General features: G+C 61.4%; 25 protein-coding genes. 13 read left to right on the top strand and 12 right to left on the bottom strand.

The window, feature by feature from the left end:
• The 3 genes from DBR46_RS02465 to DBR46_RS02475 form a co-directional block, all read right to left on the bottom strand.
• The gene (locus tag DBR46_RS02465) at positions 1-846 is read right to left on the bottom strand and encodes an ATPase (protein ID WP_124524886.1); all 846 of its coding nucleotides are present in this window, start codon (positions 844-846) and stop codon (positions 1-3) included.
• Positions 847-960: 114 nt separating this feature from the next.
• Complete coding sequence (locus DBR46_RS02470) at positions 961-1,959, bottom strand: NAD(P)-dependent oxidoreductase (RefSeq protein WP_124524887.1); 999 nt, start codon at positions 1,957-1,959, stop codon at positions 961-963.
• 52 nt (positions 1,960-2,011) lie between these two features.
• Positions 2,012-2,905, bottom strand: a complete 894-nt coding sequence (locus tag DBR46_RS02475; protein ID WP_124524888.1) for a LysR family transcriptional regulator ArgP — start codon at positions 2,903-2,905, stop codon at positions 2,012-2,014.
• Positions 2,906-3,003: 98 nt separating this feature from the next.
• Between DBR46_RS02475 and DBR46_RS02480 the strand changes: the two genes are divergently transcribed.
• The 7 genes from DBR46_RS02480 (at position 3,004) to DBR46_RS02510 (ending at position 10,508) form a co-directional block, all read left to right on the top strand.
• A complete protein-coding gene (locus tag DBR46_RS02480) occupies positions 3,004-3,405 on the top strand; it encodes an ACT domain-containing protein (RefSeq protein ID WP_124524889.1) in 402 nt (133 codons plus the stop codon).
• Between the two features lie 5 nt (positions 3,406-3,410).
• A complete protein-coding gene (locus DBR46_RS02485) occupies positions 3,411-4,010 on the top strand; it encodes a LysE/ArgO family amino acid transporter (RefSeq protein WP_124524890.1) in 600 nt (199 codons plus the stop codon).
• 178 nt (positions 4,011-4,188) lie between these two features.
• On the top strand, positions 4,189-4,785 hold the full coding sequence (locus DBR46_RS02490) for a superoxide dismutase (protein ID WP_016975406.1): 597 nt from the start codon (positions 4,189-4,191) through the stop codon (positions 4,783-4,785).
• Positions 4,786-4,913: 128 nt separating this feature from the next.
• On the top strand, positions 4,914-5,123 hold the full coding sequence (locus DBR46_RS02495) for a hypothetical protein (RefSeq protein WP_124524891.1): 210 nt from the start codon (positions 4,914-4,916) through the stop codon (positions 5,121-5,123).
• Positions 5,124-5,279: 156 nt separating this feature from the next.
• A complete protein-coding gene (locus tag DBR46_RS02500; protein ID WP_124524892.1) occupies positions 5,280-7,331 on the top strand; it encodes a bifunctional diguanylate cyclase/phosphodiesterase in 2,052 nt (683 codons plus the stop codon).
• A gap of 127 nt (positions 7,332-7,458) precedes the next feature.
• Positions 7,459-8,802 (top strand): imelysin family protein, encoded by a 1,344-nt coding sequence (locus tag DBR46_RS02505; RefSeq protein WP_124524893.1) that lies wholly within the window; start codon positions 7,459-7,461, stop codon positions 8,800-8,802.
• A gap of 251 nt (positions 8,803-9,053) precedes the next feature.
• On the top strand, positions 9,054-10,508 hold the full coding sequence (locus DBR46_RS02510) for a TrkH family potassium uptake protein (RefSeq protein ID WP_017737972.1): 1,455 nt from the start codon (positions 9,054-9,056) through the stop codon (positions 10,506-10,508).
• Here DBR46_RS02510 and DBR46_RS02515 read toward each other — a convergent pair.
• Positions 10,465-11,523, bottom strand: coding sequence for an AraC family transcriptional regulator (locus DBR46_RS02515; RefSeq protein ID WP_124524894.1), 1,059 nt, complete (start codon positions 11,521-11,523; stop codon positions 10,465-10,467). The two genes, DBR46_RS02510 and DBR46_RS02515, sit on opposite strands and share 44 nt — an antisense overlap.
• A 163-nt stretch (positions 11,524-11,686) precedes the next feature.
• Between DBR46_RS02515 and DBR46_RS02520 the strand changes: the two genes are divergently transcribed.
• From DBR46_RS02520 to DBR46_RS02525, 4 genes are all read left to right on the top strand, one after another.
• Entirely contained in the window at positions 11,687-11,998 is a 312-nt protein-coding gene (locus tag DBR46_RS02520; protein WP_124524895.1) for a DUF962 domain-containing protein, read from the top strand.
• A 160-nt stretch (positions 11,999-12,158) separates the two neighbouring features.
• Positions 12,159-12,287 (top strand): hypothetical protein, encoded by a 129-nt coding sequence (locus DBR46_RS30465; protein ID WP_256659200.1) that lies wholly within the window; start codon positions 12,159-12,161, stop codon positions 12,285-12,287.
• A gap of 74 nt (positions 12,288-12,361) precedes the next feature.
• Positions 12,362-12,532, top strand: coding sequence for a hypothetical protein (locus DBR46_RS30275; protein WP_177413983.1), 171 nt, complete (start codon positions 12,362-12,364; stop codon positions 12,530-12,532).
• 104 nt (positions 12,533-12,636) lie between these two features.
• Complete coding sequence (locus tag DBR46_RS02525) at positions 12,637-13,833, top strand: MFS transporter (protein WP_124524896.1); 1,197 nt, start codon at positions 12,637-12,639, stop codon at positions 13,831-13,833.
• On the opposite strand, the gene arfB is transcribed toward DBR46_RS02525, so the two are convergent.
• From arfB to DBR46_RS02570, 8 genes are all read right to left on the bottom strand, one after another.
• On the bottom strand, positions 13,830-14,243 hold the full coding sequence (gene arfB / locus DBR46_RS02530) for an alternative ribosome rescue aminoacyl-tRNA hydrolase ArfB (protein WP_124524897.1): 414 nt from the start codon (positions 14,241-14,243) through the stop codon (positions 13,830-13,832). The genes DBR46_RS02525 and arfB overlap by 4 nt on opposite strands.
• A 12-nt stretch (positions 14,244-14,255) precedes the next feature.
• Positions 14,256-14,939: a pentapeptide repeat-containing protein gene (locus tag DBR46_RS02535; protein ID WP_124524898.1), complete on the bottom strand. Its 684-nt coding sequence runs from the start codon at positions 14,937-14,939 to the stop codon at positions 14,256-14,258.
• Between the two features lie 105 nt (positions 14,940-15,044).
• On the bottom strand, positions 15,045-16,466 hold the full coding sequence (locus DBR46_RS02540; RefSeq protein WP_124524899.1) for an amino acid permease: 1,422 nt from the start codon (positions 16,464-16,466) through the stop codon (positions 15,045-15,047).
• A gap of 637 nt (positions 16,467-17,103) precedes the next feature.
• On the bottom strand, positions 17,104-18,315 hold the full coding sequence (rluB, locus tag DBR46_RS02550; protein ID WP_124524901.1) for a 23S rRNA pseudouridine(2605) synthase RluB: 1,212 nt from the start codon (positions 18,313-18,315) through the stop codon (positions 17,104-17,106).
• 305 nt (positions 18,316-18,620) lie between these two features.
• Complete coding sequence (gene scpB, locus DBR46_RS02555) at positions 18,621-19,541, bottom strand: SMC-Scp complex subunit ScpB (RefSeq protein WP_124524902.1); 921 nt, start codon at positions 19,539-19,541, stop codon at positions 18,621-18,623.
• Between the two features lie 12 nt (positions 19,542-19,553).
• On the bottom strand, positions 19,554-20,252 hold the full coding sequence (locus tag DBR46_RS02560; RefSeq protein ID WP_177325347.1) for a ScpA family protein: 699 nt from the start codon (positions 20,250-20,252) through the stop codon (positions 19,554-19,556).
• Positions 20,253-20,372: 120 nt separating this feature from the next.
• Positions 20,373-21,002 (bottom strand): L-threonylcarbamoyladenylate synthase, encoded by a 630-nt coding sequence (locus DBR46_RS02565; RefSeq protein WP_124525071.1) that lies wholly within the window; start codon positions 21,000-21,002, stop codon positions 20,373-20,375.
• A 13-nt stretch (positions 21,003-21,015) separates the two neighbouring features.
• On the bottom strand, positions 21,016-21,879 hold the full coding sequence (locus DBR46_RS02570) for a PHP domain-containing protein (protein WP_124524904.1): 864 nt from the start codon (positions 21,877-21,879) through the stop codon (positions 21,016-21,018).
• Between the two features lie 87 nt (positions 21,880-21,966).
• On the opposite strand from DBR46_RS02570, the gene DBR46_RS02575 reads away from it, so the two are divergent.
• Positions 21,967-22,563, top strand: coding sequence for a septation protein A (locus DBR46_RS02575; RefSeq protein ID WP_124524905.1), 597 nt, complete (start codon positions 21,967-21,969; stop codon positions 22,561-22,563).
• Between the two features lies 1 nt (position 22,564).
• Positions 22,565-22,864 carry a YciI family protein gene (locus tag DBR46_RS02580; protein WP_124524906.1) on the top strand — a complete coding sequence of 100 codons (300 nt, stop codon included), beginning with the start codon at positions 22,565-22,567 and terminating at the stop codon, positions 22,862-22,864.
• Positions 22,865-22,963 lie beyond the last annotated feature (99 nt).

Below are 22,963 nucleotides of genomic sequence, written 5' to 3' on the forward strand. Positions count from 1 at the left end.
TCACTGGCTCAGCGGTATGACCTTCGCCGGTTCACTGAGCCGTTGGTGCAGGTTCTGTACCTGGCTCTGCAAAGTGGTGATGTTGCGGGTGGTCTGGATGCGGAACACATCGAACTCTTTGTTGGTCGGCGCATCGCTGTTGGCCGGCTGGTTGTCCTGGGCACTCTTGAGCACCAGCAGGTCCTGCTCCAGACGGGCAATGGCCGCACTTGGGTTACCTTGTTTTTTCAGCGCGGCCACATCGGCCACCAGTTCCTTGAACTCGGCATCGCGTTTGGCCGCATCACCTTGCGCCGCTTTCAGGGTGGCCACGGCGTCGGTCAAGGCCTGGACCTGGCCTTGCAGCTTGCTGTTGGCACTCGACAGCTCGGTGGTGCTAGCGCTCATTTGTGCCAGGCGCTTGTCCAACTCGGAGGCCTGGCCGGCCACGCCAACCTGTTGCTTGCCCTGTTCCAGCAACTGGGTTTCCAACTGGCGGATCTGCAATTTCAGCGCTTCGCTGCCGTTGTTCACACTGGCTTCACTGGCGACGACCTTGCCGGAAATATCCTGCAGGCGCCCCGCCGCTTCTTCACTGATGCGCGCAAAGCTTTCCTGGGTCGCGACCAGTTGCTGACCCATCAGGGAAATCTGCTGGAAGCTCCACCAGGCCAGGCCGGCAAAGGCGATCAGCAACGCGCCGATCAACGCCCACAATGGCCCGGTGCTGGCGCTCTTGACCTTGACCACGGGGGTGTTGCGCGAGCGCACGGACGTGGCGGGAGTCGGTTCGAAATCGTCGTCATCCCCCAGGTCGGCCCGCAGGCTGGGAACGTTGTCGAAATCGTCTTTAGCATCGTTACGCATGAATCAACCCTGAATCGGTGAGGTGGCGAGCGCCGGGAGTATAAACCGCTGTCCTGTTGCTCTGATCGACCCGGAACCACGAATTCGGTTCCCGATGTGTTGCCTGTTGTGACCTTACTTCAGCCCCGGATCCTGGGCCTTCCACCAACCGCAGAACTCGTCAAGGGCGGTCCACAGGCTAACCTTGGGCTCGTAGTCCAGATAATGCCTGGCACGGCTGATATCGAGGGTGAAATCTTTGTTCATCACCTGCATGCCCAACCGCGACAGCGCGGGTTCCGGGCGCCCCGGCCACATCGCGCAGAACGCTTCGTTGAGCGCCGCCACGCTGTAGGACAAGCCGTAGGACCGGTAACGTTTCACCTGCGGCAATTCCATCTGGCGCATCACGTAGTTCACCACATCCCACACCGGCACCGGGGTGCCGTTGCTGATGTTGTAGGCCTTGCCCAACGCCGAGCCGGTGGCGAGCAAACTGCTGAGCAACGCTTCGTTGAGGTTGTGCACACTGGTGAAATCGACTTTGTTCAAACCGTCGCCAACGATGGCCAAGCGGTTCTTGCGCTGCATTTTCAGCAGGCGCGGGAAGATGCTCATGTCGCCGGCGCCGGTGACAAAGCGCGGGCGCAGGGCCAGCACTTCAAGGCCGAACTCCTGGGCACCAAAGACTTTTTGCTCGGCCAGGTATTTGGTCGCGGCATAAGGGTGCTTGAAGCGCTTGGGCACTTGCTCTTCGGTCAGGCCCAAATGGTCGCGGCCATCAAAATAGATCGACGGCGACGACAGGTGGACCAAGCGCCCGACACGCTGTTTAAGGCAGGCCTCGACGACATTTTCGGTCACTAGCACATTGCCTTGGTGGAAGTCCTGATACTTGCCCCACAGCCCGACGGCGCCGGCGCAATGCACCACGGCTTCAACGTCGCGGCACAGGTCACGCACCAGGTCGGCATCATTCAAATCACCCTGGATAAACTCGGCGCCGCGCCGGACCAGGTGTTCCACACCTTCGGCACGCCGCCCGTTGACCCGTACGTCCAGGCCTTGCTCCAGGGCGAAACGCGCAAAGCGCCCGCCAATGAAGCCGCTTGCGCCGGTGACCAGAATTTTCATGTATTACTCCGTGCTCTTTCGTTTTTCATCGCTGTTGCCTTGACGCGCGCCATCACTCCAACGGCACCAACCATTGGCCGCACGCCTGGGCCAGATGGTCGGTCAACAAGCCCAAGAGTTGCCCGCCACTGCGCCAATGATGCCAGTACAGCGGCACATCGATGGGCTTATCTGGCAACAACTCCACCAATACGCCCTTTGCCAGCTGGTCGCGCACCTGCAATTCCGGCACCAGGCCCCAACCGAGCCCGGCCTCAGTGAGGCGGATAAAACCTTCGGACGACGGGCATAAATGGTGTTCGAAACCGCCGTCCACGCCGAGAGACGCCAGGTAGCGGTGTTGCAGGAAATCATCCGGGCCAAACACCAATGCCGGCGTGCGCGCCAGTTGATCGGCGCGTACGCCCTCGGGAAAGTGCCGGGCGATAAAGGCCGGACTGGCCAGCGCACGATAGCGCATGGCGCCGAGCAACAGGCTACGGGCCCCGGCCACCGGGCGTTCGCTGGCGCAGATACACGCCGCCACTTCACCGGCGCGCATGCGCTTTAGGCCGACGGTCTGGTCTTCCACCACCAAGTCCAGCAACAGGTGTTGCTCGGCACAAAACACGCTGACCGCCTCGGCCCACCAGGTGGCGAGGCTGTCCGCATTCAAGGCGATGCGCAGGCGTTCAGGCATGCCCTCTGCGTCCAACGCCGGCACCTGGCTTTGCAGGTCACGCTCCAGCAGGCGCACCTGCTGCACATGGTTGAGCAGGCGCCGGCCGATGTCGGTGGGCGTCGGCGGCGTCGTGCGTACCAGCACCGGTTGGCCGATGCGCGCCTCCAGCAATTTGATGCGCTGGGAGATCGCCGATTGCGACACCCCGAGCACCTGCGCACCGCGCTCGAAGCCGGCCTGTTCCACCACCGCCGCCAGGGCGGAAAGCAATTTATAGTCGAACATCAGTTTCTCTAATGAGCGATCAGCAATATTGGTTTTTCTTATACAGCTTAAGCCATGAAAATGACCAGCATTGCTTCTCTCTATTTAAGGAATCTCACATGGCTGGCGAAACCGCTCTGGCAACCCTGATACGCAGCATGAGCCCGCACTTGAATGACGGTGAGTATGTGTTCTGCACCCTGCCCGACCAGCGCATCCCGGCGGGTTGCGAGGTGATCGGCAGTTTCCGTGAACAGGAAGGCCTGACGGTCATCCTGGAGCGCCAGCAGGCGGAACAGGCGGGCTTGGCCTTTGACTACGTCGCCGCGTGGATCACCCTGAACGTGCATTCGGCCCTGGAAGCCGTGGGCCTTACCGCTGCGTTCGCCAGTGCGCTGGGCCAGGCCGGTATCAGTTGCAATGTGATTGCCGGTTATTACCACGATCACCTGTTCGTTGGCCGCGCCGATGCCGAACGCGCGATGCAGGTATTACGGCGACTGGCGGCGGGCGCGGAGTAAATCCTATGTGGCAAAGCTATGTAAATGGCCTGTTGGTGGCCCTCGGCTTGATCATGGCCATTGGCACCCAGAACGCGTTTGTGCTGGCGCAAAGCCTGCGCCGTGAGCATCACTTGCCCGTCGCAGCGTTGTGCGTGGTGTGCGACGCGTTATTGGTGGCCGCCGGGGTTTTCGGCCTGGCCACGGTGCTGGCACAAAACCCGCTGCTGCTGGCGATTGCCCGCTGGGGCGGCGCGGCGTTCCTGTTGTGGTACGGCACCCTGGCGCTGCGCCGGGCGTTTTCCAGCCAAAGCCTGGCGCAGGGCGGCAACCTCAAGACCCGTTCACTGCGTGCCGTGATGCTCAGCGCTTTGGCGGTGACCCTGCTCAATCCCCACGTCTACCTGGACACGGTGCTGCTGATCGGCTCACTCGGCGCACAGCAAACCGAACCCGGCGCCTACGTGGCCGGGGCGGCCAGTGCGTCGTTCCTGTGGTTCGCCACCCTGGCGCTCGGCGCGGCATGGCTGGCACCGTGGCTGGCGCGGCCGGCCACCTGGCGCCTGCTGGACCTGTTGGTGGCGGTGATGATGTTCAGCGTGGCCTATCAATTGATCGCCGCGTAGGGAATATTCCAAAACGCTCTGGAACCTCTATCCCACACAGTTGTTGCGTGGTTTTGCCGCACCCCCGGTGCTATGATCCAGCCCCTGCGCCGCAAAGAGTACAAACTCCCCGGCGCTTGTTTGGCCGCCCGTGATCGGCCTTGCGCTCACCGCAACTGACCTGATTAGGAGAATCATCATGGCTTTCGAATTGCCGCCGCTGCCCTACGCACACGATGCCCTGCAGCCGCACATTTCCAAGGAAACCTTGGAATTCCACCACGACAAGCACCACAACACCTACGTCGTGAACCTGAACAACCTGGTGCCAGGCACCGAGTTCGAAGGCAAGACCCTGGAAGAGATCGTCAAGTCTTCTTCGGGTGGCATCTTCAACAACGCCGCTCAGGTCTGGAACCACACCTTCTACTGGAACTGCCTGGCGCCAAACGCCGGCGGCCAACCAACCGGCGCGCTGGCTGAAGCCATCAACGCTGCGTTCGGTTCGTTCGACAAGTTCAAGGAAGAGTTCACCAAGACGTCCGTCGGCACCTTCGGTTCCGGTTGGGGCTGGCTGGTGAAAAAGGCTGACGGTTCCCTGGCCCTGGCCAGCACCATCGGCGCCGGCAACCCGCTGACCAATGGCGATACCCCGCTGCTGACCTGCGACGTCTGGGAACACGCTTACTACATCGACTACCGCAACGTGCGTCCAAAGTATGTGGAAGCGTTCTGGAACCTGGTCAACTGGAAGTTCGTGGCTGAGCAGTTCGAAGGCAAGACCTTCACTGCCTAAGCAACGCTTGCAGTAGAAAGAGCCCGGCGAATGCCGGGTTTTTTTGTGGGCGATGGAACCGTACGACGCAACCCGGCCACCCAGGCAGGGAGAGGAATTCGCTTCTCACCCCTGTCGGAGAAATTACGATGTCTATCGGAGTCCTAGCAGCAATCCCCGTGGTCGGCGAGTTTTTCAAAGCCGGCGCAGATTTCGCCAAGTCGGCCACTTCCCTTGCCCAACCCTTCGCCGATGTCCTGGCCAAAGCCCTGGGCAATGCACTGGAACCGCAAAACAAAACCGTGGACTTCTCGGCCACGCAAGACACCGAAAAGCGCAAAGTGACGTTCGCAAGCTGATCACGCAGGCGGATGCGAATCCGCCTTCCTCCTCCCATCCCTCCCGCCGACAGCATCAAACCTGCGTTTACCCCCAATGTTCCTTTGACTGCCATCACGAGATTGCCAATACTCATGGCATATTGAGGCTACCCGCATGGAACAAGGAATAACCCTTTGAAGCTGGAACTCAAAAACAGCTTGTCGGTGAAGTTGCTACGGGTCGTGCTGCTGTCGGCATTGGTCGTGGGTGTGGCGCTCAGCGTGGCGCAGATCGTGTTTGACGCCTATAAGACGCGCCAGGCCGTGGCCAGCGACGCCCAGCGCATCCTCGACATGTTCCGCGACCCCTCGACCCAAGCCGTCTACAGCCTTGACCGCGAGATGGGCATGCAGGTCATCGAGGGCCTGTTCCAGGATGACGCCGTGCGCATGGCGTCCATCGGCCATCCCAACGAAACCATGCTCGCGGAAAAAAGCCGCGCCTTGCAGCAATCCCCCAGCCGCTGGTTGACCGACCTGATTCTGGGCCAGGAACGCACGTTTACCACGGCATTGGTGGGCAAAGGCCCCTACAGCGAATATTACGGCGACCTGAGCATCACCCTCGACACTGCCACGTACGGCAAGGGTTTCATTGTCAGCTCGGTGATCATCTTTATATCCGGGGTATTGCGCGCCTTGGCCATGGGCCTGGTGTTGTACCTGGTCTATCACTGGCTGCTGACCAAGCCGTTGTCGCGGATTATCGAACACCTCACGTCGATCAACCCGGACCGCCCCAGCGAACACAAGATCCCCCAGCTCAAGGGCCATGAGCGCAATGAATTGGGACTGTGGATCAACACCGCCAACCAGTTGCTCGAATCCATTGAACGCAACACCCACCTGCGCCACGAGGCCGAGAGCAGCCTGCGGCGCATGGCGCAGTACGATTTCCTGACCGGTTTGCCCAATCGCCAGAAGTTGCAGGAGCAACTGGACAAGATCCTCATCGACGCCGGCCGCCGGCAGCGCCGCGTGGCGGTATTGTGTGTGGGCCTGGACGACTTCAAAAGCGTCAACGAACAGTTCACCTACCAGGCTGGCGACCAACTGCTGCTGGCCCTGGCCGACCGCCTGCGCGCCCACAGTGGCCGCCTCGGCGCCCTGGCCCGCCTGGGGGGCGACCAGTTCGCCCTGGTGCAGGCCGACATCGACCAGCCCTACGAAGCCGCAGAACTGGCGCAAAGCATCCTCGACGACCTGGAAGCCGAGTTCGCCCTCGACCACGAGCAGATCCGCCTGCGCGCCACCATCGGCATCACCTTGTTCCCGGAAGACGGCGACAGCACCGAGAAGCTGCTGCAAAAAGCCGAGCAGACCATGACCCTGGCCAAGAGCCGCTCGCGCAATCGCTATCAGTTCTATATTGCCAGCGTGGACAGCGAGATGCGCCGTCGCCGCGAACTGGAAAAAGACCTGCGCGACGCCTTGAGCCGCAACCAGTTTCACCTGGTGTATCAGCCGCAGATCAGCTACCGCGAGCATCGCGTGGTGGGCGTCGAAGCGCTGATCCGCTGGCAACACCCGGAGCACGGCCTGGTGCCGCCCGACCTGTTCATCCCGCTGGCCGAACAGAACGGCACCATCATTGCGATTGGCGAATGGGTGCTGGACCAGGCCTGCCGGCAGTTGCGCGAATGGCACGACCAGGGCTTCACCGAGTTGCGCATGGCGGTCAACCTGTCCACCGTGCAATTGCACCACACCGAGTTGCCGCGGGTGGTCAACAACCTGATGCAGATCTACCGCCTGCCGCCGCGCAGCCTGGAGCTGGAAGTCACCGAGACCGGCCTGATGGAAGACATCAGCACCGCCGCCCAACACCTGCTGAGCCTGCGCCGCTCCGGGGCATTGATCGCCATCGACGACTTCGGCACCGGCTATTCATCCCTCAGTTACCTGAAAAGCCTGCCGCTGGACAAGATCAAGATCGACAAGAGCTTCGTCCAGGACCTGCTGGATGACGACGACGATGCCACCATCGTGCGAGCCATCATCCAGCTGGGCAAAAGCCTGGGCATGCAGGTGATCGCCGAAGGCGTGGAAACCGCCGAGCAGGAGGCGTACATCATCTCCGAGGGCTGCCACGAGGGGCAGGGCTATCACTACAGCAAACCGCTGCCGGCCCGGGAGTTGGCGGCTTTTTTGAAACAGTCCGAGCGCAATAACGCCGCGATTCTTTGAACCGGGAAAACGATACTGAATATTTCCCGCGTTTAAGCCTTTACACAAAATGCAAATCTTTCGCATTATGTCGCAGTTTTGCGCTCCCCCCGCGCGCCCTATCAACAACCGAAGCAGGATGTTCGCCATGATTCGTATGCCCCTGGCCACCGCCAGTCTGCTGGCCATTGCCATTTCTCTCGCCGGTTGCGGCGAAGGTAAAGACAAGGCCGCCGCGCCACAGGCGCCGACCCCGGCTGCCAGCACTACCGCTCCAGCGGCTGCCACCCCTGCCGGCCAGGTTGACGAAGCCGCCGCCAAGGCTGTGGTCGCGCATTACGCTGACATGGTGTTCGCGGTCTACAGCGACGCCGAATCTACCGCTAAAACCCTGCAAACCGCGATCGACGCGTTCCTCGCCAAGCCAAGCGACGAAACCCTGAAAGCCGCCCGCGCCGCCTGGGTTGCCGCCCGCGTGCCGTACCTGCAGAGCGAAGTGTTCCGCTTCGGCAACACCATCATCGACGACTGGGAAGGCCAGGTGAACGCATGGCCACTGGACGAAGGCCTGATCGACTACGTCGACAAGTCCTACGAACACGCCCTGGGCAACCCGGGCGCCACCGCCAACATCATCGCCAACACCGAGATCCAGGTTGGCGAAGACAAAGTCGATGTGAAGGAAATCACCCCGGAAAAACTCGCCAGCCTCAATGAGCTGGGCGGTTCCGAAGCCAACGTTGCCACCGGCTACCACGCCATCGAGTTCCTGCTGTGGGGCCAAGACCTCAACGGCACGGGCCCTGGCGCCGGCAACCGTCCAGCGTCGGACTACCTGACCGGTGACGGCGCTACTGGCGGCCACAACGAGCGTCGCCGCGCTTACCTGAGCGCCGTGACCCAACTGCTGGTCAGCGACCTGGAAGAAATGGTCGGCAACTGGAAGCCAAACGTCGCCGACAACTACCGCGCCACCCTGGAAGCAGAACCTGCCACCGACGGCCTGCGCAAAATGCTGTTCGGCATGGGCAGCCTGTCCCTCGGCGAACTGGCCGGTGAGCGCATGAAGGTGTCCCTGGAAGCCAACTCGCCGGAAGACGAGCAAGACTGCTTCAGCGACAACACCCACAACTCGCACTTCTACGACGCCAAGGGCATCCGCAACGTCTACCTGGGCGAGTACACCCGCACCGACGGCACCCAAATGACCGGCGCCAGCCTGTCGTCCCTGGTGGCCAAGGCCGACCCGGCTGCCGACAGCGCATTGAAGGCTGACCTGGCGGCGACCGAAGCGAAGATCCAGGTCATGGTTGATCACGCTGGCAAAGGTGAACACTACGACCAATTGATCGCCGCCGGTAACGATGCGGGCAACCAGATCGTACGCGACGCCATCGCCGCCCTGGTCAAGCAGACCGGTTCGATCGAAGCGGCAGCGGGCAAGCTGGGCATCAGCGACCTGAACCCGGATAGCGCTGATCACGAGTTCTGATCAATGCAGCGTTGAAAAAGGCGACCTTCGGGTCGCCTTTTTTATGCACGCACCCTCAGTCACCCCATCCCCCTGTGGGAGCTGGCTTGCCTGCGATAGCGGTGTGTCAGTTAATGAAGATGTTGCTGACCCACCGCTATCGCAGGCAAGCCAGCTCCCACATTTTGATCGGCGTTGCGCCCAAGCCCCGGTTTACATGCTCTGCACCGCAGGTAGAATGGCGCCTCTGCCCAATCACCCGAGCTCACTTCATGGCGTTGCCGACCCTTCGCATCATCGGTTTCATCATCGGCATCTTCCTGATCACCCTCGCGATCGCCATGGTCGTGCCAATGGCCACCCTGGTGATCTTCGAACGCACCCAAGACCTGCCGTCGTTCCTGTGGGCCAGCATGATCACCTTTCTCGCCGGCCTGGCCCTGGTCATCCCCGGGCGTCCTGAACACGTGCACCTGCGGCCACGGGACATGTACCTGCTGACCGTCACCAGCTGGGTGGTGGTGTGCATTTTTGCCGCGCTGCCGTTCCTGCTGACCCAGCACATCAGCTACACCGACTCGTTTTTTGAAAGCATGTCCGGCATCACCGCCACCGGCTCCACCGTATTGAGCGGGCTGGACAGCATGTCCCCGGGCATCCTGATGTGGCGCTCGCTGCTGCACTGGCTGGGGGGCATCGGCTTTATCGGCATGGCGGTGGCGATCCTGCCGCTGCTGCGCATCGGTGGCATGCGCCTGTTCCAGACCGAATCCTCCGACCGCTCGGAAAAGGTCATGCCGCGCTCGCACATGGTGGCACGGCTGATCGTGGCGGCGTACGTGGGCATCACCATCCTTGGCAGCCTGGCGTTCTGGTGGGCCGGGATGGGTTTGTTCGATGCGATCAACCACGCGATGTCGGCGATTTCCACCGGCGGTTTTTCCACCTCCGATGAGTCCCTGGCCCACTGGAAACAACCGGCGGTGCATTGGGTCGCCGTGGTGGTGATGATCCTCGGCAGCTTGCCGTTCACCCTGTACGTGGCCACGTTGCGCGGCAACCGCAAGGCATTGATCAAGGACCAGCAGGTGCAAGGTTTGCTCGGCTTGCTGCTGGTGACCTGGCTGGTGCTCGGCACCTGGTACTGGTGGACCACCAACCTGCATTGGCTGGACGCCCTGCGCCACGTGGCGCTGAACGTGACCTCGGTGGTCACCACCACCGGCTTCGCACTGGGGGACTACAGCCTGTGGGGTAACTTCTCACTGATGCTGTTTTTCTACCTGGGCTTTATCGGCGGTTGCTCGGGCTCCACCGCCGGCGGGATCAAGATCTTCCGCTTCCAGGTCGCCTACATCCTGCTCAAGGCCAACTTGAACCAACTGATTCACCCCCGCGCAGTGATCAAGCAGAAGTACAACGGCCACCGTCTCGACGAAGAAATCGTGCGGTCGATCCTGACCTTCTCGTTTTTCTTCGCCATCACCATCTGCGCCATCGCCCTGGCCTTGTCGCTGCTCGGCCTGGACTGGATGACCGCGCTGACCGGCGCCGCCAGCACCGTGTCCGGCGTCGGCCCGGGCCTGGGGGAAACCATCGGCCCGGCCGGCAACTTCGCCAGCCTGCCGGACGCCGCCAAGTGGATCCTGTCCCTCGGCATGCTGTTGGGCCGGCTGGAGATCATTACAGTGTTTGTGCTGTGTATTCCGGCGTTTTGGCGCCACTGATCGCCGTCGCTTCCAGCAACCGCGCCCGGTACTCGCCGGGCGTGGCATCGAACCAGCGACGAAACGCGCGGAAGAAGTTACTCGGATCGGCAAACCCCAACAGGTAGGCAATTTCCAGCAAGGTCATGCTCGGCTGCGCCAGGTATTGCTCGGCCAACTCGCGACGGGTGTCGTCAAGCAAGGTCTGGAAGCTGGTGCCCTCCTCCTGCAAGCGCCGCTGCAAGGTGCGCTGGGACAGGTGCAGGGTCTGGGCCACCACTTCACGCTTGGGCTCGCCCTGGGGCAGCAGGCGGCACAGCACCTGGCGCGCCTTGTGGGTCACGCGGCTTTCCGAGAAACGCGCCAGGTATTCCCCGGCAAACCGATCATGCAACAGCGCCATGGCTTCGTTGGCGGTGGGCAGCGGCGCATCCATATCGGCGCGCTCGAAAATCAGTGCGTCGTACGGCGCGTTGAACTCCAGGGGGGCATGGAACGCCTGTTTATAGGGCGCCAGATCCTCGGGCTGATCACCTTGCAACAGCACTTTACGGGGTTGCAGGGTGCGTCCGGTGAGCCAGCCGCACAGGGCCAAGGCACTGGCCAGCGAAGCTTCGGCACTTTGCCGGGTCGGTGGCAGATGATCGCCATGCACCGTCAGAATCAGCGCATAGCCTTCGGCTAACAGGCGGAAACTCAGGTCGGCGCTTTCCGCAATGATCCGCTGATAACGCACCAGGCGCATAAAGCCTTCGGCCAGCGTGTTGCTGGACATCAGCGCATACCCCGCGACATGAAACGACGCAGGGCGCACCACTTTACCCATATTCAAGCCAATCGCCGGGTTGCCCGACAGCTCCACCGCTCGCTGCCACAGGCGGGTCATGGAGTCTTGCGGGAAACGCGCATCGGGATCATCCAGGGCGCTGTAGTCCAGGCCCAGTTGCTTGAACAGGGCGCGGCAATCCAGGCCGTCCATCTCCAGTGCCTTGACTATCCCCATCGCCCAGCTTGCAGAAGTTGTTCGTTCGCTCATGGCGTCTTCTTAATGTAAGCAGGCTTAAAACGGCAGCCAGGAATGCCAAGGATACTAAAGTGGCATCTATTGTCACTGGCTGTTACCACTGATCACTCTAGACTCAAATAAGCTCCCCGCCGAACATCTGTTGGGCGGAACAACAATCAAAGGGCCGTTCACTGTGGAAAATGCCAAGCAATTCAACAGCTTCGCTGAGTTCTACCCCTATTACCTGAAAGAGCACGGCAACAGCACCTGCCGACGCCTGCACTTCATCGGCACTACGCTGGTAATCGGCATCCTCGCCTACGCCATTGGTCGGGGTTCGCTGGGCTTGCTGCTGGCTATCCCGATCGCCGGCTACAGCTTTGCCTGGATCGGCCACTTCTTCTTCGAAAAAAACCGTCCGGCGACGTTTAAACACCCGTTCTACAGCTTATTGGGGGATTTCGTGATGTATCGCGACATGATCCTCGGCAAGGTGCCGTTCTAGGCCTGTGACCTCATGTCACTTGCGTTAAAGGATGAAAGTTCCGACATCCGCCGACATAAAATTCTTTTTGTCATTTGCAGTGCTGTATCCTGCCAAGGCTTTTTGAGAGCGCGGAATCACCTGCGATTGAAAAAAACAGACCTTGCGAGGAGCGACGACGATGCACGAGATACCTAATCTCCCCTTCCCAAGCCTGCACGAAACTGAGCAGCCAACACCGCAGCAGGCCGGCGACAAGCAGCCTGAGGCCAAAGAAGCCAAACCAGTCGACAGCGAAAGCCAGGACTGACGCCGTACCAGACCGTGTGGAAAGCGCAGCTTTGAGCGCTTTCCACACTGCCTGAACAGACCCGGAACCCCCTCATGACCGACACCCCAGACACCGCCGTGCTCGACGCTGCCTTGCAGATGGTCGACGTATGGAACCGCCTCAGCGCAGAGAAACAAGCTGTGCTGCTCAAGCGCTTCGGCACCCAGGAAAACGCCTTGGCCGCCCTGGTTACCACCCAACTGCTCGCCCCCTCCCAACCCTGACGTCTTTTTGATCTGACGTTTTTGCGATTTACCGCCCTGCGCGAGCCCAACCACCGGTATCATTAGCAGCCTATCTTTACCTGCTGCGACTGTGGACCTCTCCCATGCCAGATACCCAGCGCCCCATGGCGGTCACGCTGCAAGTTGTTTCCATCGTGTTGTTCACCTTTATCGGCTACCTGAATATCGGCATCCCCCTCGCCGTATTGCCGGGCTACGTCCACAGCGAGCTGGGCTACGGCGCCGTGATCGCCGGGTTGGTGATCAGCGTGCAATACCTGGCCACCCTGCTGAGCCGCCCGTATGCGGGCAAAATCATCGACAACCTGGGCAGCAAACGCGCCGTGGTGATCGGCTTGGCGGGCTGCGGCTTGAGCGGCGTGTTCATGCTGTTGGCGGCATGGTTTGCCAGCCTGCCGGCCATCAGCCTCGGTAGCCTGTTGATTGGCCGCCTGGTCTTGGGCAGCGCAGAGAGCCTGGTCGGCTCGGGCGCCATCGGCTGGGGCATCGGCCGCGTCGGCGCGACCAATACGGCCAAGGTCATTTCCTGGAACGGTATCGCCAGCTACGGCGCCTTGGCCGTCGGCGCGCCGCTGGGGGTGCTGCTGGTCAGCCATCTCGGGCTGTGGAGCATGGGCGTGAGCATCATCCTGCTGGCGATCATCGGCCTGCTGCTGGCCTGGAAGAAGGAACCCGCGCCCATCGTCGCCGGCGTGCGCCTGCCGTTCATGAATGTACTGGGCCGCGTACTGCCCCACGGTTGCGCCTTGGCGCTGGGTTCCATCGGTTTCGGCACCATCGCCACCTTTATCACCTTGTATTACACCACCCAGCACTGGGACAACGCCGTGTGGGCCCTGAGCCTGTTCGGCGCCAGTTTTATCGGCGCACGCCTGCTGTTCGGCAACCTGATCAATCGCATCGGCGGCTTTCGCGTGGCAATTGCCTGCCTGTCCGTGGAAATCCTCGGCCTGCTGCTGTTGTGGCTGGCGCCGGACGCCAACCTGGCCCTGGCCGGTGCAGCATTGAGCGGGTTTGGCTTTTCCCTGGTGTTTCCGGCGCTGGGCGTCGAGGCGGTCAACCTGGTGCCAGCGTCCAGCCGTGGCTCGGCGGTGGGGGCTTACTCGCTGTTCATCGACTTGTCGCTGGGGATAACCGGCCCGTTGGCCGGCGCGGTTGCGGCAGGCTTCGGCTTTGCGTCGATCTTCCTGTTCGCCGCCCTCGCCGCCCTCGGTGGGTTGCTGCTGAGCGTCTACCTGTACCGGCAAGCGCCCAAGGCCCGTGAGGCGCGCGGCGACTAGAAGTCGACCTTGCCGCGCCCGGCCTTGATGGTGCCGCGCTTGGTCTTGGACTCCAGTCGACGTTTTTTCGAGCCCAGGGTGGGCTTGGTCGGGCGGCGCTTCTTCTCGACCTTGGTGGCACTGAGGATCAACTCCACCAGGCGCTCCAGCGCATCCGCGCGATTCTGCTCCTGGGTCCGATATTGCTGGGCCTTGAGCACCAGCACGCCTTCGCTGGTGATACGGCTGTCGCGCAGCGCCAGCAGCCGCTCCTTGTAGAACTCCGGCAACGACGACGCCGGAATATCAAAACGCAGGTGCACCGCGCTCGACACCTTGTTGACGTTCTGCCCACCGGCGCCCTGGGCGCGAATCGCGGTCAGCTCGATCTCGGCATCCGGCAGCTGCACATTGTTGGAAATCACCAGCATCAATCAAAAATCCTAGGCAACGGACAAGCCCAACTCGGACAACAACATCGACGCCTGGGCTTTGGAAATCACGGCGCCTTTGAACAGTTTGGCATCATTGAGGCGAAACCCGCTCAAATCCGCACCCCGCAGGTCGGCACCGGCAAAGTTGGCACCGTTGATACGGGCGTGGGCGAGGCTGCAGTCGATCAATTCAGCCTTGCGAAAGTCTGCATCCGACAAATCGCTGTCGGAGAAATCCAGGTTATTCAGCACCGTGCGCGCAAACGACAACCCGGACAGGAAGGCACTGTTGAGCCGGGTCTCGCTGAAACTCAGGCCCAGGGACGCACAATGGGTGAAGTTGGCACCGGTCAACTTGCAGTGCTCGAAACTCGCCTGGGGCAACTTGCTGCGTTGCCAGCGGGTGTTGTTCAGGTCGCAACTGTGGAACTGTGCTTCCAGCAGGTTCGCCGCTTCGAAAATCGCGAGGCTGGCGCGGCAGCTTTTCCACTGGGTGCCTTCCAGGCGGGAGCCGAGGAAGGAGGTCTGGACCAGGATGCAGCGTTCGAAGATCCAGTGATCGAGCACCATGCGCGACAGGTCGGCACCGCTCAGGTCCACGCCGACCAGGCGCAAGGGGCCGCTGTGCTGGTCGATCAGATCTTCCAGCTCAGCGCGTTGCAAGGTGCCGCCGTCGATGTCGGTGTGGTGCATGGGGCCTCCGAGCCTGTAGCAAATTAAAACAAGGCGCGAGTCTACCCCGTCAACGCCAACAAAAAACCCGGCAAAGCGCCGGGTTTTCTGTTTACGGGAAGGTCCTTACTCCATAACTGTCCCCGTTGCGCTCAGGGCTGCCTGCGCCTTGCGCTTGTTCTTGACCCAGTAACACACCGCCATAAACGCCACCCACACCGGGATCGCGTACACCGACACCTGGATCCCCGGGATCATCAGCATGACCACCAGGATAAACGCCACGAACGCCAGGCAGACATAGTTGCCGTACGGGTACCACAGCGCCTTGAACAGCGGCACCTGGCCGGTGCGGTTCATGTGCTGGCGGAACTTGAAGTGGGAGAAGCTGATCATCGCCCAGTTGATCACCAACGTGGCCACCACCAGGGACATCAGCAGTTCCAGCGCGTGTTGCGGGATCAGGTAGTTCATCAGCACCGCCACCACGGTGACCGCCGCCGAAGCGAGGATCGAGCGCACCGGCACGCCGCGTTTGTCGATCTTCGCCAGCGCTTTAGGCGCATCGCCCTGCTCAGCCATGCCCAGCAACATGCGGCTGTTGCAGTAGGTGCCGCTGTTGTACACCGACAGCGCCGCCGTCAGTACCACGAAGTTGAGGATGTGCGCCGCAGTATTGCTGCCCAGCATCGAGAACACCTGTACGAACGGGCTGCCGCTGTAGGCATCGCCGGAGGCGTTAAGAGTGGTCAGCAGGCTGTCCCACGGCGTCAACGACAGCAGCACCACCAGGGCACCGATGTAGAAGATCAGGATGCGGTAGATCACCTGGTTGATCGCTTTCGGGATCACCGTGCGTGGCTGGTCAGCCTCGGCAGCGGTGAAACCGAGCATTTCCAGGCCGCCGAAGGAGAACATGATGATCGCCATGGCCATCACCAGGCCGCCCACGCCGTGGGGGAAGAAGCCACCGTGTTCCCACAGGTTGCTCACCGAGGCTTGCGGGCCGCCGCTGCCGCTGACCAGCAAATAGCTGCCCAGGGCGATCATGCCGACGATGGCCACCACCTTGATGATCGCAAACCAGAACTCGGCTTCACCGAAGACTTTGACGTTGGCCAGGTTGATCAGGTTGATCAGCACGAAGAACGCCGCCGCCGAGACCCAGGTCGGGATCTCCGGCCACCAGTAGTGCACGTATTTACCGACAGCCGTCAGCTCCGACATGCCCACGAGAATGTACAGGATCCAGCAGTTCCAACCCGACAGGAAGCCGGCGAAACCGCCCCAGTACTTGTGGGCAAAGTGGCTGAAGGAACCGGCCACCGGCTCTTCGACGATCATCTCGCCGAGTTGGCGCATGATCATGAAGGCGATAAAGCCGCAGATGGCATAGCCCAGGATCATCGACGGACCGGCGGATTTGAGCACCCCGGCCGAGCCGAGGAACAGGCCGGTACCGATGGCGCCACCGAGGGCGATCAACTGGATATGACGATTTTTCAGGCCGCGTTTCAGCTCGCCTGAAGAGGAATGGGGTCCACTCATGAAAAGGGTCTCACGCAAGGTTTGATGATGTTGAATGCACGTCGCTCGCTCGAATCTCGACTCAAGCAGCGCCGCTCAAACCCCAGCGCAGGCACCAGGAATACAGCGTGTTTATATCGGTCATGCGTCACCTGTTTGTTTTTATCTGTGACGAAATCGAACCCGTCCGGCTCGTGGCCAGGCGGAGTGATCAGGGTAGGCAAACCCTGGGTCTTGGCCTTTTGCGTGGGTACGCAAGGGGGGTCACAGTAAAACGCGGCGGATTGTACACGCAGACAAGCTTTAGGCCGAGCGTTGTTGTTGAGGATCAGAACTGTCAGGTAATCCTTACAACTTTCCCCACCCCAATAAACACGCCACCAAGTCGTAAACTATTCGTTACGGAGCGGAATGCAGACGTTACAGACACTGGAGATCTAGTGTGGGAGCGGGCTTGTGTGGGAGCGGGCTTGCTCGCGAATGCGGTGGACCAGTTATAGATGTGTTGGCTGACACACTGCATTCGCGAGCAAGCCCGCTCCCACATAAGCTTGCATCCACATAAGCCCGCATCCACAGGTGTTATTGCATTTCAGATTCAAAGCCAAAAAAAAAACGCCAACCCGGAGGTTGGCGTTTTCAGGCAGCGCTTAACAAATCACTGCGGCTTCTTGCGACCAAAACCAGGACGCTGACCCGAACCGGCCGGGGCGCCACGGCGCTTGCCCGACGGCTCGTCCGCGACCAGTTTCGGGCCAGGGCGCTTGTTCGCCGCTGGCTTGGCTGGGCGCTTGGTGCTGGCGTTGTCGGCTGGGCGCTCGGCTTCACCACGGTTGCTGCGACCACCGGCCGGGGCCGGACGCGGCGTGCGTGGAGCACGTTCGCCTTCCTGGCGCGATGGCGCGGTTGGGCGACGCTCGCCTTCGATGTGCGGCTGACGGGAGATACGCCCGCCAGTGGCCGGTGCATCCAGCGCCGGGCGCACGGTACGCGCAACGCGCTCGGTACGCGCAACAGGACGCGACGATTTACGCTGCATACGCTCAAGCTTGTCTTTGCTCTTGGCGTTCATCTGCGGCATGGCCACCGGCGTCAGGCCGACTTCGGCACTGAGGATGTCCACTTCGTACTGGCTCATTTCGCGCCAGCGGCCCATCGGCAGGTCGGAGTTCAAGAACACCGGGCCGAAACGCACGCGCTTCAGGCGGCTGACCACCAGGCCCTGGGATTCCCACAGGCGACGTACTTCACGGTTACGGCCTTCCATCACCACGCAGTGGTACCAGTGGTTGAAACCTTCGCCGCCTGGAGCCTGCTTGATGTCGGTGAACTTGGCCGGGCCGTCTTCCAGCACCACGCCGGCTTTCAAGCGCTCGATCATCTCGTCATCGACTTCGCCACGTACACGCACGGCGTATTCGCGGTCCATCTCGTAGGACGGGTGCATCAGGCGGTTGGCCAGTTCACCGTCGGTTGTAAACATCAGCAAGCCGGTGGTGTTGATGTCGAGACGACCGATGTTGATCCAACGGCCTTCTTTCGGCTTAGGCATCTTGTCGAACACGGTCGGACGGCCTTCCGGGTCGTCACGGGTGCAGATCTCGCCGTCGGGCTTGTTGTACATGATCACGCGGCGCACCGATTCGGCGGCCTCTTCACGCTTGATGACCTTGCCATCAATGGTGATTGCATCGTGCAGGTCGACGCGCTGGCCGAGGGTGGCCTCGACGCCGTTGACCTTGATGCGCTTCTGGGTGATCCAGGCTTCGACGTCGCGGCGCGAGCCCACGCCGATACGCGCCAGCACCTTTTGCAGTTTTTCACCTGCTGGGCCGATTTCCTGGCTGTCGTTCTGGTCTTTGTCGTTCATCTTAAGCACCTCCCGGTGGGTCGATTCAGGCGTGGCCTGAAGAGTGTTGAAAGCGGGGTCTTGGCCGAAGAGGTCGGCGAAGGGTCGCGAATCATACGCGTATGGCGGGCGTTGCGCATCACAGACTAGTCGATAAAGGTAAAGTCACCTGCCTTGCGCCGACCAGTGGCCCACAGCAGGTCAACATGTGGGAGCGGGCTTGCTCGCGAATGCGGCGTGTCAGTCACCACTTAAGTCAACTGATAGACCGCTTTCGCGAGCAAGCCCGCTCCCACAAGGGTTTCAGCGGTGTTTGTGAGATTGAGTCAGTCTTCAAACTCGCGGCGTTCAGCCTCGATGGCTTCGGCCAGCGCACGGGCTTCCGCTTCTTCGTCGCTCAAGGCCGGCTGTTCGAGGGCGGCGACAGCGGCCAGGAGTTTTTCGCGGGCTTCGGCAACGCCGAGGATGTCTTCCTCAGGCTCAGGCTCGGGTTCAGGCTCAGCACTTTCCGGGGCCTCAGGCTCGACAGCACCATCACGCAGCAAGTCATCAAAGTCAGTCTTGATGCCCTGCTCCATGTCGTCCAGTTCCAACAGCAACGTGTGGAAGCTGGTTTCGTCCTTCGGCTCTTCCGGCTCGGCGCTGGCATCGGCCAGCTCTTGCAAGCTGGCAGGCACCGGCGCGTCGTCGAAGTCCAGCACCGGGTCCGGCTCCATCTCGCGCAACTCGGCCAGCGGCGGCAAATCATCGAGATTCTTCAGATTGAAGTGGTCAAGAAACACCTTGGTGGTGGCAAACATCGCCGGTTTACCCGGCACGTCACGGTAACCGACGATGCGAATCCACTCGCGCTCCAGCAGCGTCTTGACGATATGACTGTTGACCGCCACACCCCGCACGTCCTCGATCTCGCCCCGGGTGATCGGCTGGCGATAGGCGATCAGCGCCATGGTCTCCAGCATCGCCCGCGAATAACGCTGCGGGCGCTCTTCCCACAAGCGGCCGACCCAAGGGGAAAATTTCTCACGGATCTGCAGGCGATAACCCGACGCCACTTCCCGCAGCTCAAAGGCGCGGCCGTCGCAGGATTTGCGCAGGATCTCCAGCGCCTTCTTGAACACCGGCGGCTCGGGGCGTTCGGCTTCTTCAAAGAGTTCGAACAGGCGTTCCAGGGATTGCGGCTTGCCCGAGGCCAGTAGAAACGCCTCCAGCAACGGGGCCAGTTCGCGGGGTTCAGTCAGATTCATCGATTCAGCTCTTTATTCGGCTCGCGCCCGCACGTGGATAGCCGCAAAAGGCTCATTCTGGACCAGCTCGACCAAGGATTCCTTGACCAGTTCAAGCACCGCCATGAAGGTCACCACCACCCCCAGGCGCCCTTCTTCTTTGGTGAACAGCTCGACAAACGGCACAAAGCCACCGCCCTTGAGGCGTTCCAGCACATCGCTCATGCGCTCGCGGGTCGACAGCGCCTCGCGGCTGACCTGATGGCTTTCAAACATATCGCCACGGCGCAGTACTTCGGCCATGGACATCAACAACTCTTCCAGGCTCACATCCGGCAACAATTTGCGCGCGCGGGCCTCGGGGGCATCCAGCTTGGGCACCACCACATCGCGGCCGACGCGGCTCAAGCCGTCGATACCTTCGGCAGCGGCCTTGAAGCGTTCGTACTCTTGCAGGCGGCGGATCAGTTCGGCGCGCGGGTCGTCTTCCTCGGCTTCCACCGTCTCCGAACGCGGCAGCAGCATGCGCGACTTGATCTCGGCGAGCATGGCGGCCATCACCAGGTACTCGGCGGCCAGCTCCAGGCGCACCGACTGCATCAATTCGACATAACCCATGTACTGGCGGGTGATTTCCGCCACCGGGATGTCGAGGATGTTGATGTTCTGCTTGCGGATCAAATACAACAGCAAGTCCAGCGGGCCTTCGAAGGCTTCGAGGAAGACTTCCAGCGCGTCCGGCGGAATGTACAGATCCAGCGGCATCTCCATGACCGCCTGGCCATAGACCATGGCAAACGGCAGTTCCTGCTGGGCGCCGGCCTGGGGATCAACGGTTTCCACGGCGGACATTCAGGCCTCGACCATGAACGGCGCCGGGTCACCGCAACCCACGCGGATCACTTCGGGCTCGCCGTCGGCCAGGTTGATCACGGTGGAGGCTTTGTTGCCGCCGAAACCACCGTCGATGATCAGGTCGACCTGTTTTTCCAAGAGCTGGCGCATTTCGTACGGATCTTCCAGCGGCTCGCTGTCACCGGGCATGATCAGCGACACGCTCATCAACGGCTCACCCAGCTCCGCCAGCAACGCCAGGGCAATGGGATGCTCGGGCACCCGCAGGCCGATGGTGCGTTTCTTCGGGTGCAGCAACAGGCGCGGCACTTCGCGGGTGGCGTTGAGGATAAAGGTGTAGGGCCCCGGCGTGTGCGCCTTGAGCAGGCGGAAAGTACCGGTGTCGACCTTGGCGAACAGGCCCAACTGGGACAGGTCGCTGCAGATCAGCGCGAAGTTGTGCTTGCCGTCCAATTGACGCAGGCGTCGTACACGCTCGACCGCGCCTTTGTCGCCGATCTGGCAACCGATGGCGTAGGACGAATCCGTTGGATAGATCACCACGCCACCGGCGCGAATGATCTCCACGGCCTGTTTAATCAGGCGCGCCTGGGGATTCTCCGGGTGAATCTGGAAGAATTGACTCACGTGTTCTACCTGTTCAGACGGTGGCAGTAATGGGGTCATGCTTGAATCGCCCCGACAAGAGCGGCAGGTCTTCAGGTACCTGGCGATACTCGCCGATTTCGGACCACCCACCTGGGCCATGAAAATCACTGCCGGCGCTGACCAGCAGACCAAATTCGCGGGCAAGAATAGCCAGGCTGCCGACCTGTTCAGCGGGTTGATGCCCATTGACCACTTCGATCGCGTGGCCGCCTGCTCCAATATAGTCGCTGATCAGCTTGCGACGCTTGCTGCGGGTGAAATCGTAATGCCACGGGTGCGCCAGGCTCACCCAGGCCCCGGAAGCGCGCAAGGTCGCGACGGTGTCTTCGAGGGTCGGCCAGTGTTGCTTGACGTCGCCCAGCTTGCCGGCGCCCAGCCATTTGCGGAAGGCCTCGGCGCGGTCCTTGACGAACCCCTCACGCACCATCCAGTCGGCGAAGTGCGGGCGGGCCGGCGCGTTGCCACTGTCGCCCAGCTCCTGCTGGATCGCACGGGCGCCGTCGAGGGCATTGGGCATGCCTTTGAGGCTGAGTTTGCGGCTGATTTCTTCGGAGCGCAGCCAGCGGCCATCGTGCAAAGCGGCGATGGCGGCCACCAGCGGCGCGGCGGTTTGATCGAAACCGTAGCCGAGCACATGAATGGTGGCGCCACCCCAGGTGCAGGACAATTCCACGCCGTTGACCAGCTGCATGCCCAGCGCCTGCGCCGCCGTGCGGGCCTCGTCGAGGCCTTCGAGGGTGTCGTGGTCGGTCAACGCCAGGACTCGCACGCCTTTTTCAAACGCCCGCGCAACCAGTACCGCGGGCGCCAGGGCGCCGTCGGAGGCCGTGCTGTGGCAGTGCAAATCAACATTCACGGGGATGTGTAACCTCAAGTCAGCTGGCGCTTTCGCTACCTAGGATGTTTGTTATTATGCCGCCACATCCAGCTTCTGGCTCTTACTGTGAAACAATTCATCGACTTCATCCCGCTGTTGCTGTTTTTCATCGTTACCAAAATCGACCCCCGGGTCATCGATATCGCCGGTCACCCGGTGTCATTCGGAGGCATCTACAGCGCCACCGCCGTCCTGATCATCAGTTCTATCGTCGTCTACGGCGCCATCTTCATCTCCCAGCGCAAGCTGGAAAAAAGCCAATGGCTGACCCTGGTCGCCTGCCTGGTCTTCGGCGGCCTGACCCTGGCCTTCCACAGCGAAACCTTCCTTAAATGGAAAGCGCCGGTGGTCAACTGGCTGTTCGCCCTGGTCTTTATCGGCAGCCACTTCATCGGTGACCGCCTGCTGATCAAGCGGATCATGGGCCATGCGCTGACCCTGCCGGAGCCGGTATGGACGCGCTTGAACGTCGCCTGGATCGTGTTCTTCCTGTTCTGCGGCGCCGCCAACCTGTTCGTGGCCTTTACCTTCCAGGACTACTGGGTCGACTTCAAAGTGTTCGGCAGCCTGGGCATGACCGTGTTGTTCCTGGTCGGCCAGGGCATCTACCTGTCGCGCCACCTGCATGACACCGCCCCTACCACGCCAAAAACCGAGGACTGACATGCTCTACGCCATCATTGCCACCGACGTCGCCAACTCGCTGGAAAAACGCCTGAGCGTGCGCCCGGCCCACGTCGAGCGCCTCAAGCAGCTGCAAGCCGAAGGCCGCCTCGTCCTGGCCGGCCCGCACCCGGCCGTAGACAGCAATGATCCGGGCGACGCCGGTTTCACCGGTAGCCTGATCGTCGCCGAGTTCGCTTCGCTGGCAGACGCCCAGGCCTGGGCCAAGGCCGATCCGTATATCGCCGCCGGCGTTTATGCCGACGTCGTGATCAAGCCGTTCAAGCAAGTCCTGCCTTGACCCGAGCCTGTGCCGGACCGATTGCGTTCGGCACACGCCTAATTGCTCATTATTCTCGGTAACCTGCCGACAACGATCTGAATATTCGTGTGGAATCAG

It is taken from the genome of Pseudomonas sp. KBW05 (assembly GCF_003852405.1).
Lineage (GTDB): Bacteria > Pseudomonadota > Gammaproteobacteria > Pseudomonadales > Pseudomonadaceae > Aquipseudomonas.

Excerpts from the sequence above, each read along its gene's own strand:
- DBR46_RS02465 (WP_124524886.1), bottom strand. The coding sequence starts at position 846 with ATGCGTAACGATGCTAAAGACGATTTCGACAACGTTCCCAGCCTGCGG.
- DBR46_RS02470 (WP_124524887.1), bottom strand. The coding sequence starts at position 1,959 with ATGAAAATTCTGGTCACCGGCGCAAGCGGCTTCATTGGCGGGCGCTTT.
- DBR46_RS02475 (WP_124524888.1), bottom strand. The coding sequence starts at position 2,905 with ATGTTCGACTATAAATTGCTTTCCGCCCTGGCGGCGGTGGTGGAACAG.
- DBR46_RS02480 (WP_124524889.1), top strand. The coding sequence starts at position 3,004 with ATGGCTGGCGAAACCGCTCTGGCAACCCTGATACGCAGCATGAGCCCG.
- DBR46_RS02485 (WP_124524890.1), top strand. The coding sequence starts at position 3,411 with ATGTGGCAAAGCTATGTAAATGGCCTGTTGGTGGCCCTCGGCTTGATC.
- DBR46_RS02490 (WP_016975406.1), top strand. The coding sequence starts at position 4,189 with ATGGCTTTCGAATTGCCGCCGCTGCCCTACGCACACGATGCCCTGCAG.
- DBR46_RS02495 (WP_124524891.1), top strand. The coding sequence starts at position 4,914 with ATGTCTATCGGAGTCCTAGCAGCAATCCCCGTGGTCGGCGAGTTTTTC.
- DBR46_RS02505 (WP_124524893.1), top strand. The coding sequence starts at position 7,459 with ATGATTCGTATGCCCCTGGCCACCGCCAGTCTGCTGGCCATTGCCATT.
- DBR46_RS02510 (WP_017737972.1), top strand. The coding sequence starts at position 9,054 with ATGGCGTTGCCGACCCTTCGCATCATCGGTTTCATCATCGGCATCTTC.
- DBR46_RS02515 (WP_124524894.1), bottom strand. The coding sequence starts at position 11,523 with ATGAGCGAACGAACAACTTCTGCAAGCTGGGCGATGGGGATAGTCAAG.
- DBR46_RS30465 (WP_256659200.1), top strand. The coding sequence starts at position 12,159 with ATGCACGAGATACCTAATCTCCCCTTCCCAAGCCTGCACGAAACTGAG.
- DBR46_RS30275 (WP_177413983.1), top strand. The coding sequence starts at position 12,362 with ATGACCGACACCCCAGACACCGCCGTGCTCGACGCTGCCTTGCAGATG.
- DBR46_RS02525 (WP_124524896.1), top strand. The coding sequence starts at position 12,637 with ATGCCAGATACCCAGCGCCCCATGGCGGTCACGCTGCAAGTTGTTTCC.
- arfB (WP_124524897.1), bottom strand. The coding sequence starts at position 14,243 with ATGCTGGTGATTTCCAACAATGTGCAGCTGCCGGATGCCGAGATCGAG.
- DBR46_RS02535 (WP_124524898.1), bottom strand. The coding sequence starts at position 14,939 with ATGCACCACACCGACATCGACGGCGGCACCTTGCAACGCGCTGAGCTG.
- DBR46_RS02540 (WP_124524899.1), bottom strand. The coding sequence starts at position 16,466 with ATGAGTGGACCCCATTCCTCTTCAGGCGAGCTGAAACGCGGCCTGAAA.
- rluB (WP_124524901.1), bottom strand. The coding sequence starts at position 18,315 with ATGAACGACAAAGACCAGAACGACAGCCAGGAAATCGGCCCAGCAGGT.
- scpB (WP_124524902.1), bottom strand. The coding sequence starts at position 19,541 with ATGAATCTGACTGAACCCCGCGAACTGGCCCCGTTGCTGGAGGCGTTT.
- DBR46_RS02580 (WP_124524906.1), top strand. The coding sequence starts at position 22,565 with ATGCTCTACGCCATCATTGCCACCGACGTCGCCAACTCGCTGGAAAAA.